Annotated in this window: 10 protein-coding genes and 1 tRNA gene; 4 read left to right on the forward strand and 7 right to left on the reverse strand. The window is 67.6% G+C overall.

Annotated features, from left to right (window positions below; all coding sequences use genetic code 11):
• The first annotated feature begins 31 nt into the window (after positions 1-31).
• Complete coding sequence (locus ACW14X_RS04150; protein ID WP_457166046.1) at positions 32-1,273, forward strand: lipopolysaccharide biosynthesis protein; 1,242 nt, start codon at positions 32-34, stop codon at positions 1,271-1,273.
• Positions 1,274-1,531: 258 nt separating this feature from the next.
• Here the strand turns inward: ACW14X_RS04150 and polA are convergent, their stop codons facing one another.
• Positions 1,532-4,219, reverse strand: a complete 2,688-nt coding sequence (polA, locus tag ACW14X_RS04155; protein WP_457164820.1) for a DNA polymerase I — start codon at positions 4,217-4,219, stop codon at positions 1,532-1,534.
• Positions 4,220-4,321: 102 nt separating this feature from the next.
• On the opposite strand from polA, the gene ACW14X_RS04160 reads away from it, so the two are divergent.
• Positions 4,322-4,792, forward strand: coding sequence for a hotdog fold thioesterase (locus ACW14X_RS04160; protein ID WP_160024271.1), 471 nt, complete (start codon positions 4,322-4,324; stop codon positions 4,790-4,792).
• Between the two features lie 56 nt (positions 4,793-4,848).
• Here the strand turns inward: ACW14X_RS04160 and ACW14X_RS04165 are convergent, their stop codons facing one another.
• Positions 4,849-6,093 (reverse strand): ABC transporter substrate-binding protein, encoded by a 1,245-nt coding sequence (locus ACW14X_RS04165; RefSeq protein WP_350718194.1) that lies wholly within the window; start codon positions 6,091-6,093, stop codon positions 4,849-4,851.
• Positions 6,094-6,420: 327 nt separating this feature from the next.
• Between ACW14X_RS04165 and ACW14X_RS04170 the strand changes: the two genes are divergently transcribed.
• Positions 6,421-6,993 carry a GNAT family N-acetyltransferase gene (locus tag ACW14X_RS04170; RefSeq protein WP_350841544.1) on the forward strand — a complete coding sequence of 191 codons (573 nt, stop codon included), beginning with the start codon at positions 6,421-6,423 and terminating at the stop codon, positions 6,991-6,993.
• Positions 6,994-7,060: 67 nt separating this feature from the next.
• On the opposite strand, the gene ACW14X_RS04175 is transcribed toward ACW14X_RS04170, so the two are convergent.
• The 5 genes from ACW14X_RS04175 to ACW14X_RS04195 form a co-directional block, all read right to left on the reverse strand.
• Positions 7,061-7,840: an ABC transporter ATP-binding protein gene (locus tag ACW14X_RS04175; protein WP_160024274.1), complete on the reverse strand. Its 780-nt coding sequence runs from the start codon at positions 7,838-7,840 to the stop codon at positions 7,061-7,063.
• A complete protein-coding gene (locus ACW14X_RS04180; protein ID WP_350718195.1) occupies positions 7,837-8,787 on the reverse strand; it encodes an ABC transporter ATP-binding protein in 951 nt (316 codons plus the stop codon). Before ACW14X_RS04180 ends, ACW14X_RS04175 begins: the two co-directional genes overlap by 4 nt.
• A gap of 1 nt (position 8,788) precedes the next feature.
• Positions 8,789-9,781 (reverse strand): branched-chain amino acid ABC transporter permease, encoded by a 993-nt coding sequence (locus ACW14X_RS04185; RefSeq protein ID WP_160024276.1) that lies wholly within the window; start codon positions 9,779-9,781, stop codon positions 8,789-8,791.
• An 8-nt stretch (positions 9,782-9,789) separates the two neighbouring features.
• Complete coding sequence (locus tag ACW14X_RS04190; protein WP_160024277.1) at positions 9,790-11,130, reverse strand: ABC transporter permease subunit; 1,341 nt, start codon at positions 11,128-11,130, stop codon at positions 9,790-9,792.
• Positions 11,131-11,297: 167 nt separating this feature from the next.
• Entirely contained in the window at positions 11,298-11,927 is a 630-nt protein-coding gene (locus tag ACW14X_RS04195) for an ANTAR domain-containing response regulator (protein ID WP_160024278.1), read from the reverse strand.
• A gap of 72 nt (positions 11,928-11,999) precedes the next feature.
• Here ACW14X_RS04195 and ACW14X_RS04200 point away from each other — a divergent pair.
• Positions 12,000-12,085 (forward strand) — tRNA-Leu (locus ACW14X_RS04200).
• The last annotated feature ends 23 nt before the right edge of the window (positions 12,086-12,108 follow it).

The raw sequence follows: 12,108 nt of genomic DNA on the forward strand, positions 1-12,108 counted from the left end.
TACGGCACCATAGGCTTTCCAAGTGCCCACGATGACCGACAGCCCGACCAGCGCCCGCAGGCGCAGGCTGTCCGCGCTCATCCGCAGCAGCGGGTTCCTCGCCGTCTGCATCATGGTCACCAACGTCGCGACCTACGGTTTCCAGATCATCGCCGCCCGGATCCTCGGCCCCGGACAGTACGGCGGCGTCGCATCGATGATGTCGCTGCTCCTCGTGGTCGGCGTGGTCCAGCTCGGCATGCAGGCGACGGCGTCGCGACGGGTGACCGAGACGCCCGGCCAGGAGCGCGTGATCGAGCAGACGGTGCTCCGCGCGACCTACCGCGCGGCCATCGTCGTCGGGATCGTCATGCTCGCCGCCTCACCGCTGGTGTGGCGGGTGCTGCGGCTCGACTCGATCTATCCCGCGATGCTGGTCGCGGTGTGTGCCGTACCGCTGACCATCATGGGTGGTCAGGCAGGGGTGCTCCAGGGCGAGCGCCGGTGGCTCGCCCTGGCGATGGTCTACCTGGCTCTCGGTATCCCCCGCGTCATCGTCACCACCGCCGCGATGTGGATCCGCCCCACCGAGGGCGCCGCCATGGCCGGCGTAGCGCTGGCCCAGTTCGCACCGGCGATCGTCGGCTGGTGGGTGCTGCGACGTCGCGCCGACACCGACGCGAGGCCCGGGCCGGTGAAGCCCGTCGTCGTCGAGATGCTCCATGGCTCGTTCGCGCTGCTGGGCTTCTTCGCACTCTCCAACGTCGACATCCTGATCGCGCGCAACGTGCTCACCGACCACGTCTCCGGCCTGTACGCAGGTGGCCTGATCCTCACCAAGGCGGTGCTGTTCCTACCGCAGTTCGTGGTGATCATCGCCTTTCCGTCGATGTCGGCCGAGGCCAGCCGCCGCTCCGCGCTGATCAAGTCGCTCGCGCTCGTCGGCGGTCTCGGCGCGTGTGCGATCGCCGGCTCGTGGCTGCTGTCGTGGCTCGCGATGATCTTCATCGGCGGCCCCGACTACGCCGAGATCGAGGGCCTGCTCTGGGTCTTCGCGATCCTCGGCATGGTGCTGTCCGTGCTCCAGCTGCTCGTCTACTCGGTTCTCGCCCGGCGCAGCCGGCTCTCGGCGTACCTCCTCTGGATGGCCGTCGCCGCCGCCCTCGCCCTCGGCGCGATGCAGACCACCGTCGAAGGCCTCGTCTGGGCCGTCCTCAGCGTCGACGCCGTCCTCGCCGCCGTCCTCCTCGCGACCACCTTCTGGCGCCTCAGCCAGACTCCTTCCCGCCCCTGACCCACCGAGACGTCAGCTGCGTCGGCCGAGATGGCACTTCTGGCGTGCCGAGACGTCACTTGCGTCGGCCGAAACGTGAGTTGTGGCGTCCGAGACGTCAGTTATGCCGACCGAAAGTGCAGCTAGGGCCGACGAAGATCGAGTTTCGTCGCCCATAACTACCGGTTCGGCTCGCCACAACTGCCATCTCGTACGTCACAACTGACGTCTCGGCCGACGTGGGGGACGCCTCGGCCGACCGGGGCGACGCCTCGGCGGTCAGTGGGCGGCTTCGTGCCAGGACAGACCGCTGCCGACGGAGACGTCGAGGGGGACGTTGAGGTCGGCGGCGGAGCCCATCTGCTCGCGTACGAGCGACTCCAACGCCTCCCGCTCCCCGGACGCGACCTCGAAGACGAGCTCGTCGTGGACCTGGAGGAGCATCCGGGAGGAGAGGCCGGCCTCGTCGATGGCGGCTTGGACCCGCAGCATGGCGACCTTGATCAGGTCGGCGGCCGAGCCCTGGATGGGGGCGTTGAGCGCCATCCGCTCGGCGGTCTCGCGCCGCTGACGGTTGTCCGAGAGCAGGTCGGGAAGGTAGCGGCGGCGGCCCATGATGGTCTCGGTGTAACCGGTGCGCCGCGCCTCTTCGACCAGGCTGCGCAGGTAGTCGCGGATGCCACCGAAGGTCTCGAAGTATTCCTCCATCAGCCCTCGCGCCTCGCTCGGCTCGATCCCGAGCTGCTGGGAGAGACCGAAGGCAGACAGGCCGTAGGCGAGGCCGTAGTTCATCGCCTTGATCTTCGCCCGCTGTTCGCTGGAGACCGCGTCGGGGTCGACACCGAAGACCCGAGCGGCGGTGATCGAGTGGAAGTCGCGTCCGGAGCGGAACGCCTCGATGAGCAGCTCGTCCTCGGACAGATGCGCCATGATCCGCATCTCGATCTGGCTGTAGTCGGCGGTCATCAGCGACTCGAAGCCGTCGCCGACCACGAAGCCCTTGCGGATCCCGCGACCCTCCTCAGTGCGCACCGGGATGTTCTGCAGGTTGGGCTCGGTCGAGGAGAGCCGCCCGGTGGCCGCGATGGTCTGGTTGAAGGTGGTGTGGATCCGGCCGTCGTCCTGCACGGTCTTCAGCAGGCCCTCGATGGTGACCCGCAGCCGGGTGACGTCGCGGTGGCGCAGCAGCGCGAGGAGGAACGGGTGCTCGGTCTTCACGTAGAGCTGCTGCAGCGCGTCGGCGTCGGTGGTCCAGCCGGTCTTGGTGCGCTTCGTCTTCGGCATGTCGAGCTCGTCGAAGAGGACCACCTGCAGCTGCTTGGGCGAGCCGAGGTTGATCTCCTTCCCGATCACGCCGTAGGCCTCGTCGGCCGCCTGCTTCATCTGGCCGGCGAAGTGTCGCTCCAGGGCGTCGAGGTGCTCGGTGTCGACCGCGATGCCGGTTTTCTCCATCCGCGCCAGCAGATGCAGCAGCGGAAGCTCCACCTCGGACAGGAGCCGGTGTCCGCCGGCGGCCTCGACCGCCGAGTCGAGCTCGACGGCGAGGTCGATCACTGCCCGGGCGTAGAGCATCGAGGTCCTGGCCACACCGTCGCCGCCGACCTCGTCGTCGCCGAAGAGCGACTCCTGGCCGCCGTCGTCCTCCTGCTTCAGCTCACGCTTGAGGTAGCGCAGCGTCAGGTCGGCGAGGTCGTAGGAACGCTGGTCGGGCGCCACGATGTAGGCCGACAGCGCCGTGTCGGTGACCAGCCCGCCCAGGGACCAGCCGTGGGCGTCGATCGCGAGCTCGGGACCCTTGGCGTCGTGCATGATCTTCGGCTTCGAGGCGTCCACGAGCCAGCCCGCCAGCGCGGCCTCGTCCTCAGGGGTGAGCTCCTCCACCCCCACGTACGCAGCCCGCTCCTGTGTCGCGAAGCCGAACCCGTCCACGCGGCCGGTGCCGGAACCCCAGGTGCCGCGCACATGCACGCCGACCGGGGTGGCCCCGAGCTCCTCGAGGAAGGTCGCGACGGCGCCGGGAGCCAGCGTCTCGCCCTCGAGCGCGAACCCGCTCTCATCGACCGGGACGTCATCCTCGGGGGCGAGCACGTCGGTGATCCGGGTGCGGATCTCGCCGCGGAACTCGAGCTCGTCGAGAAGCTCCAGCGCCGCTGCCCGGTCCCACTCGACCCGCCCGAGGTCGGCCGGGCCGACCTCCAGGGCCAGGTCTCGCACCAGCGCGTTGAGCCGCCGGTTGCGCATCACGTCGCCGAGGTGGGCGCGCAGGTTGTCGCCGGCCTTGCCCTTGATCTGGTCGGCGTGGGTGATCAGGTTGTCGAGGCCGTCGTAGGTGTTGATCCACTTCGCCGCGGTCTTCGGGCCGACGCCGGGGATGCCGGGCAGGTTGTCGGAGTCCTCCCCCACCAGCGCGGCGATCTCGGGATAGCGGTGCGGCGGCACCCCGTACTTCGCCTCGACGGCCTCCGGCGTCATCCGCGCCAGGTCGGAGACACCACGCATCGGGTAGAGCACGGTGGAGGACTCGGTGACCAGCTGCAGCGAGTCGCGGTCGCCGGTCAGGATGAGCACCTCCATCCCGGCCTCCAGCCCCTGGGTCACCAGGGTCGCGATGATGTCGTCGGCCTCATAGCCCGCGAGGGACAGGTGGCGGATGTGCAGCGCGTCGAGCAGTCGCTGGATCAGCGGCAGCTGCGACTTGAACTCGTCGGGGGTCTTGTTGCGCTTGGCCTTGTATTCGGAGTATTCCTCCAGCCGGAACGTCTGGCGCGACAGGTCGAAGGCGACCGCGACATGGGTCGGGGTCTCGTCGCGCAGCACGTTGACCAGCATCGAGGTGAAGCCGTAGACGGCATTGGTGTTCTGCCCTGTGACGGTCGAGAAGTTCTCCACCGGCAGGGCGAAGAAGGCCCGGTAGGCCAGCGAGTGCCCATCGAGAAGGAGCAGTCGGTCACGCGTCACGTCAGCCACGGTCCGACTCTATCCACGACCACCGACAACGGCGCGACCGCGGGTCGAGACCCGCGCGTCCCCCGCGCCCCGACCCCGTGCAGCACATGCGACGATGCATCCATGACCGATGCATCGACCACCGACCAGACCGTCTCGCCGACCGACAAGACCGCGGGCGAGACGTTCTTCGCCTCGCTCCCCCACGGCATGGGCGGCCTCAACGACAAGATGGGCGTCAAGATCCTGGAGATCTCGGCCGAGAAGGTCGTCGGCACCATGCCGGTCGAGGGCAACACCCAGCCGTACGGGCTGCTGCACGGCGGCGCCTCGGTCGCGCTCGCCGAGACGCTCGGGTCCACCGGCTCCGGCATGCACGCCGCGTCCCTCGGCAAGATCGCCGTCGGCGTCGACATCAACGCCACACACCACCGGTCGGCGACCTCCGGCATCGTCACCGGCACCGCGACCGCCATCCACCTCGGCCGCAGCTCGGCGGCCTACGAGGTCGTGATCACCGACGAGCGCGGCAAGCGGGTCTGCACCTCGCGGATCACCTGCTCGCTCATCGACGCCGACCGGATCTCGATGTAGGAACGTACGTAGAAGGGCCCCGGAGCGCGTCGCTCCGGGGCCCTTCACTGGGTGGATCAGACTTCCCCAGCGATGTACTTGACGGGGGCGTAGGTCGCCTTGTCGTTGTACTGGTAGATACCGATGGACGCGGCCGTCGGGCTACCGGTCTCGCCGAGCTCGATCGGACCGGACTTGCCGTCGTAGTCGATGTCCTTGCCGTCCTCGATGAGCTTGACGCAGTCGGCGTACGTCTCGCACTTCTCACCACCGGTGGTGATGTCGACGATCTCCTCGGCGATGGCCTCGCCGGCGTCGCTGTCAGCCTTCACAGCCGCCAGCGCGGAGACGATGGTGGCGTCGTAGGACTCGGCGGCGTAGGAGTAGTCGGCCAGCTTCGGGTCGACCTTCAGCAGCTGCTCCTTGAAGTCACCAGTGGTCTCGGCGCCCGGGAGGGTGCCCTTGACACCCTTGAGCTCACCCTTGGTGAAGTCCTTGGAGTAGTCCGACAGGTTGCCGTCGACGAAGTACGTCGGCAGCTTGGCCGGACCGGCACCCGCGGCGATGAGCTGCGGGATGAGCTTCTTGGTCTCCTCGAAGGCGACCACGACGACCGCGTCGGCACCCGAGCCGGCGACCTCGTTGATCTGGGCGTCGAACGAGGTGGCGTCCTCGGAGTAGAACGCCGTGGTGGCGACCTTGGAGCCGGCACCCTCGAGGTTGGCCTTGATCTCCTCGGCAAGCGTCTCGCCGTAGGCGTCCTGGCGGGCCAGGATCGCCACGTTGGTGCGCTTGTCCTCGAGCAGCAGGTTGGCCATGACGGCGCCCTGCAGGATGTCGGACGGAGCCGTGCGGAAGTAGAGGTCCGGCTTGGCGAAGTCGCCCTCGTCGAACTCGGTCGAGGTGTTCGCCGGGGAGAACATCACGGTGCCCGACGACATGATCTTGTCGATCACGGTCATCGACACGCCCGAGGACGCGGTGCCGACGATGACGTCGGACTTGGCGTCGATGAGCTTGTCGGCCTCGGTGGGGGCGATCGCGGAGGTGGTGTCACCGGAGTCCGCTACGACAGGGACGACGTCCTTGCCGAGCACACCACCGGCGGCGTTGATGTCCTGGATCGCCAGGTCGGAACCGGCGAACTCGGGCGGGCCGAGGAACGCGAGGCTACCGGTCTGCGGGAGAAGCTGCCCGATGGTGAGAGTGCCGTCGCCCTTGGCGGCGGCCTTCTTCTCCGGCTCCTCGGAAGCGGTCTCGCCGCCGCAGGCGGCGAGGGTGAAGCTGAGCGCCAAGGCGCCGGCGCCTGCGGTCAGCTTCATCCAGGTAGAGGATGATGAGTTCACTGCTTAGTCCCTCTTTCGTATGGGCTGGCCCGGCTCACGCCGGACCTTGCGGAGACACATTAGAGACGCATGGAGGGCGAATCACCCGAGGGACCTGTCTTTTCACCAATCCGTTACATCTCCCCCATGGCATCATTGCCTGGGTTGCCGCCATCATCGGCTCCGTACTATCGGCGCCGTGGTGACCCATAATCACTCGGGAAACCCGATTCCGCCCAGGAACAGCCACGATCGTGGAGGAATTGTGATCATCTGTACGCACGGCACTCTCGGAGGACGGACTCGATGAGGGTGCCGGTGACGATGCGAGAGGCACGAGCCGACGACGCGCTCTTCCTTCTCGGCATCTGGCAGGACTCGCTGCGGATGGCGGACGCCCAAGAGCAGCTGAGCGACCTGGAGACGATCATCCGTGACGCCGACGCCTCCCCCGACCAGCGCCTCCTGGTCGCCGAGTGCGGCAGCGAGCCCGTCGGGGCGGTCTACGTGCGTGCGACCACCTTCGGTCCGCTCAACCTGGAGCCGACGGTGCAGATCTTCGCGCCCCACGTCGTCCCCAGCTTCCGCCGCCGTGGCGTGGGCCGGATGCTGATGGAGTCGGCCGTCTCCTTCGCCGAGGAACGCGGGATCAGGACGATCGCGGCCGCGGCCTCCGCAGGTGGCCGTGACGGCAACCGGTTCCTCGCCCGGATCGGCCTCGGCGCCCAGGCCGTGATGCGGGTGGCCCCGACCGCGGTCGTACGCTCCCGGCTCACCGTCCTGGGCCGGGCCCTGCCCCACCACGCCCGCCTGCAGCGCGGCCCGAAGCAGTCCAGCGCCGTCGGCGAGCTGCTCGCCGCCCGGCGCTCCCAGCGACGCTCGCACACCGTCGCCTGAGCACCGACGGCCAGGGCCCCGGAGCATGCTGCTCCGGGGCCCTGGCCGTCTTCAGGACGTACGCCCCTCAGTCCTCCTTGGCACCCAGAGTGCCGAGGTAGAGCTCGATCACCTTGGGGTCGTCGGCGAGCTCGCGCCCCGCCCCCGTGTAGGCGTTGCGGCCCTGGTCGAGCACGTAGCCGCGGTCGCAGATCTGCAGGCAGCGGCGGGCGTTCTGCTCGACCATCACGACCGAGACACCCGCCTGGTTGATCTTGCGGGTCTGCACGAAGACCTCGTCCTGCATGACCGGCGAGAGCCCCGCGGAGGGCTCGTCGAGCAGCAGGACCGACGGCTCCATCATCAGCGCCCGGCCCATCGCGACCATCTGACGCTCACCACCGGAGAGGCCACCGGCGCGCTGCTTGCGGCGCTCACCGAGGGCCGGGAAGATCCCGGTGACGAACTCGAACCGCTCCGCGAACTTCTTCGGGGCCTGGTAGCAGCCCATCTCGAGGTTCTCCTCGATGGTCAGGCTCGGGAAGACGTTGTTGTTCTGCGGGACGAACCCGATACCCCGCGAGACCAGCTCGTCGGCACGCTTTCCGGTGATGTCCTCACCGTTCAGCTTGACCGTGCCCTCATGGATCTTCACCAGGCCGAACAGCGCCTTGAGCAGAGTCGACTTGCCGGCGCCGTTGGGGCCGATGATGCCGACCAGCTCGCCGGGCTGACAGTAGAGGTCGGTGTCGTTGAGGATGTTGACCCCGGGAAGGTAGCCGGCGATGAGCCCGTCGGCGCGGAGCACCGCACCCTCGGCCTCGCTCAGATGCTTCTCGCGGAACTCCTCCGCTTCGGTGGAAGTCACTTCGAGTCCTCCTCTTGGGCGATGTCGCCCTCGAGCTCTGCCTCGACCTCGGCCTCGAGGACCTCTTCGTCGAGCTCGCTCAGGTCGGTGTCGTGGTGGGCCCCGAGATAGGCGTCGATGACACGCTGGTCGGCCATGACCGACTCAGGAGTGCCCTCAGCGACGATCTTGCCCTGGGCCATCACGATGACCCAGTCGGAGATGTCGCGGACCATGTCCATGTCGTGCTCCACGAACAGGACCGTGCGGCCCTCGTCGCGCAGCGACTTCACGTGGCCGAGCAGCGACTGCTTCAGGGCCGGGTTCACACCCGCCATCGGCTCGTCGAGCATGACGACCTCGGGGTCGACCATGAGCGCGCGGGCCATCTCGAGCAGCTTGCGCTGACCGCCGGAGAGCGACCCGGCGAAGTCCTCGCGCTTCTTGTCCAGCAGGAACCGGGCCAGCAGGTCGTCGGCCTTCGCGGTGACGGCGTCCTCCTGCTTGCCCCACAGGAACTTGAACGGCGCGGCCCAGAACCGCTCACCCTTCTGCCCCGTGGCGCCCAGGCGCATGTTCTCGATCACGGTGAGCTTGGCCAGCACCTTGGTGAGCTGGAAGGTGCGCACCATCCCGAGGCGGGCGACCTTGTAGGGAGCCACGCCCTTGAGCGACTTGCCCTCCAGGCTCCACGAGCCGGTGTTGGGCTGGTCGAAGCCGGTCAGCAGGTTGAAGAACGTCGTCTTCCCGGCTCCGTTGGGGCCGATCAGCGCGGTGATCGCACCGCGCTGGATCTCGACGTGGTCGACGTCGACGGCGGTGAGTCCTCCGAACGTACGCGTGATGTTGTCGGCGACGATGATCGGGTCGGACTTCTTGCTGCCCGGCTCCGTGCTCGCCCCGACCAGGCCCGCAGGCCCGGTCTTGCTCGCCACGTCGCTCGTCTCGGTGCTCGTCTGGTCAGTCATGTCAGCGTCCATCGATCGCGATCTCCCTACGGTCGCCGATGATCCCCTGGGGACGGAAGATCATCAGCAGCATGATGGCCAGCCCCAGCATGATGTAGCGGATCACACTGGCCTGGGTGTCGGTCATGATCACCGTCGGGATCCATCCGCCCTTACCTGCCGACTGGCTGAAGAACGAGCCTAGCCCCGCGATCAGGAACCAGAACAGGACGGAGCCGATGACCGGGCCCATCACTCGGCCCGCGCCGCCGAGGAGCAGCGCGGCGAAGGCGTAGAAGGTGAGCAGCGTGGAGTAGTCGCTCGGCACGACCGAGGCCTGCTTGAGAGCCAGGAACATGCCGCCCAGACCACCGATGACACCACCGAGGGCGAGGGCCTGCATCTTGTACGCGAACACGTTCTTGCCCAGCGAGCGGACCGCGTCCTCGTCCTCACGGATCGAGCGGAGCACACGGCCCCACGGGCTGCGCATCAGCGCCCACACCAGCAGGCAGCACAGCGCGACCAGGATCCAGCCGACGGTCAGCGACCACAGGTCGTTGCGCCCGAAGGAGATGAACCCCAGGTCGAGGCCGCTGCTGTAGGGGTTGGCCTCCTGGAACGGCCTGGCGTATCCGTTGAGCCCGTTGGAGCCTCCGAAGGTGTCCTTCATCTCCACCGAGCCGAAGACGAACCGCAGCACCTCGGCTGCGGCGATGGTCACGATCGCCAGATAGTCGGCGCGCAGACGCAGCGTCGGCACACCCAGGACCACGGCGAGCAGCAGCGGGGCCACGATCGCCATGACGATTCCGAGCCAGAACGGCGCCCCGTAGGTGACCACGGAGACGGCCAGACCGTAGGCGCCCACCGCGACGAACCCGGCCTGGCCGAAGTTGAGCAGCCCGGTGTAGCCGAAGTGGATGTTGAGGCCGATGGCGGCCAGGGCGAAGACGATTGCCTGCGGGCCGAGTGCCTGCTGCAACGCTGCCCGGAGAATGTCGAGAATATCCATTGTCTCTCCTACCCGAGCCGCTCTTTACGACCCAGGATGCCCTGGGGCCGCACCAGCAGGATCACGATCATGATCAGCAGCGGGCCGATCTCCTTGATCGAGGCGGGTACGCCGAACAGCGGCCCGAGCTCGTAGACGAGCCCGATCACCAGCGAGCCGACGAGAGCGCCCCAGATCGTGCCGAGACCACCGAGGGTGACCGCGGCGAGGATGACCAGCAGGATCCGCATACCCATGAAGCTGTTCACCTGCAGCTGCATCGCGTAGAGCACACCGGACAGCGCGGTCAGCGCGCCACCAATCACCCACGCGTTGGTGATGACGCCGTCGACCCGGAGGCCGGAGGACGCGGCCAGAGCCGGGTTGTCCGAGACCGCGCGCATCGCCTTGCCCATCCGGCTCTTGGCCAGCCACAGGCAGACCGCGGTGATCGTGATGATCGCGACGAGCACGATGACCACCTCGCGGTCGGCGAGCGAGAGACCGAGGTAGTACCAGTGCTGCTCACGCTGCTGGCCGTTGTACTGCGACAGCGACCGGGTCGAGGAGCCGTAGAAGTACTGGAACAGGTAGCGCAGGAAGATCGCCAGGCCGATCGAGACGATCATCATCGCGATCAGGCCGGTGCCGCGCCGGCGCAGCGGGCCCCACAGGATCTTCTCCTGTGCGAAGCCGCCCAGACCACCGAGGAGGACCGCAATGATGCCGGCGAGGAGCACCGAGACCGAGGCCAGGGCACCGGTCTTGAAGACCTGGTCGAAGGTCCATGCCATCAGCGCACCGAAGGTGAGCATCTCACCGTGGGCGAAGTTGGACAGGCCGGTCGTGCCGAAGATCAGCGAGAACCCGAGGGCGGCCAGGCACAGGACCAGGGCGAACACGATGCCCGCGCGCAGGTTCTGGGCGAGGTCCTTGCCGAAGTTCGACTCCTCACCGGCGGTGACCCCGATCGGGAAGATCGCCCGGTTGTTGGGCCCCTGGAAACGTACCTGGACGGTGGCTTCGCCCTTGGTGTCCTCGTCGAGGACCGTGCCTTCGGGGAGGGTCTTCTCGTCGAGGGTCACGGTGTACTTCCCGAGCTCATCGACGACGATGATCGCCACACCCTTGTCGTCGGTGACGCCCTCACCGGCCTTCTCGCCGTCCTTGCTGACCTCGAGGGTCACTCCCGGGATCGGTTTCGGATTGCCTTGGGCATCCTTGTTGGCCTCGTCCTGAAGCGTCACCTGGATCGCGGTGGCGTCCGGCGGTGGGGTCTCGGTTGCCTGTGCGGCACCCGGGCTCCCAACCAACAGCACCATCAGCGCACCGATGAGCGCGACGAGGACTCTGTAGAGCCGCTTGCGCACGTGGGTACTCCTGCCTGTGTGTCCTAAAGACGGACCCTGACACCAGCTGAATACGCTGGTCGGCCGGATCCGCGCGGGCAGTCTAGGCCGAGATCACCCACGAACAAGCCACAGGTTGACCCTCATTGGAGACCGCAACCGATCTGTGACGTGCCGTTTACACGGATTCAGGTACGTGGGCCGCTCACGCCGTGCTCGATGACGCCCTCTGCGACCTGGCGCATCGACAGCCGCAGGTCCATCGCGGTCTTCTGGATCCACCGGAAAGCGTCGGGCTCGCTCAGCGTCAGGCCCTCCTGCAGGATCCCCTTCGCCCGGTCGACCGCCTTGCGGGTCTCCAGCCGGTCGGTCAGACCGGCGACCTCCCGCTCGAGCTGGGCGAGCTCCTGGAAACGGCTCACCGCCAGCTCGATCGCCGGCACCAGGTCGGTGATGTTGAACGGCTTGACGAGGTAGGCCATCGCGCCCGCGTCGCGGGCCCGCTCCACCAGGTCGCGCTGGGAGAACGCGGTCAGCATGACGACCGGCGCGATCCGGTCGCGCGCGATCGCCTCCGCCGCCGCGATCCCGTCGAGCACCGGCATCTTGACGTCGAGGATCACCAGGTCGGGTCTGTGCTCGGTGGCGAGCTCGATCGCGGCCTTGCCGTCGCCCGCCTCACCGACGACGTCGTAACCCTCCTCGGTGAGCATCTCCTTGAGGTCCATCCTGATCAGGACCTCGTCCTCCGCGATGACGACCGTACGCCGCGCCTGGCTCTCCGGGGTGCTGCTGGGGTTGCTCTGCGTCACGAGCACAGACTAGGCCATCGGAGGCACGTCCCGGTGCAGTGATTCCGCCCACGGTCCGGTAGATTTCTTCTCGATCCAGCCGGATTGGCGGAACGGCATACGCTGCGGTCTCAAACACCGTTGCCCGAAAGGGCTTGTGGGTTCGAATCCCACATCCGGCACCAAAATTGTCGGTGGCCACGCTCAT

It is taken from the genome of Nocardioides sp. YJ-D4, from assembly GCF_054031495.1.

What these genes read in the sequence shown, in the direction of transcription:
- ACW14X_RS04150 (WP_457166046.1), top strand. Translation starts at nt 32, where the DNA reads ATGACCGACAGCCCGACCAGCGCCCGCAGGCGCAGGCTGTCCGCGCTC.
- ACW14X_RS04160 (WP_160024271.1), top strand. Translation starts at nt 4,322, where the DNA reads ATGACCGATGCATCGACCACCGACCAGACCGTCTCGCCGACCGACAAG.
- ACW14X_RS04165 (WP_350718194.1), bottom strand. Translation starts at nt 6,093, where the DNA reads ATGAAGCTGACCGCAGGCGCCGGCGCCTTGGCGCTCAGCTTCACCCTC.
- ACW14X_RS04170 (WP_350841544.1), top strand. Translation starts at nt 6,421, where the DNA reads ATGCGAGAGGCACGAGCCGACGACGCGCTCTTCCTTCTCGGCATCTGG.
- ACW14X_RS04180 (WP_350718195.1), bottom strand. Translation starts at nt 8,787, where the DNA reads ATGACTGACCAGACGAGCACCGAGACGAGCGACGTGGCGAGCAAGACC.
- ACW14X_RS04185 (WP_160024276.1), bottom strand. Translation starts at nt 9,781, where the DNA reads ATGGATATTCTCGACATTCTCCGGGCAGCGTTGCAGCAGGCACTCGGC.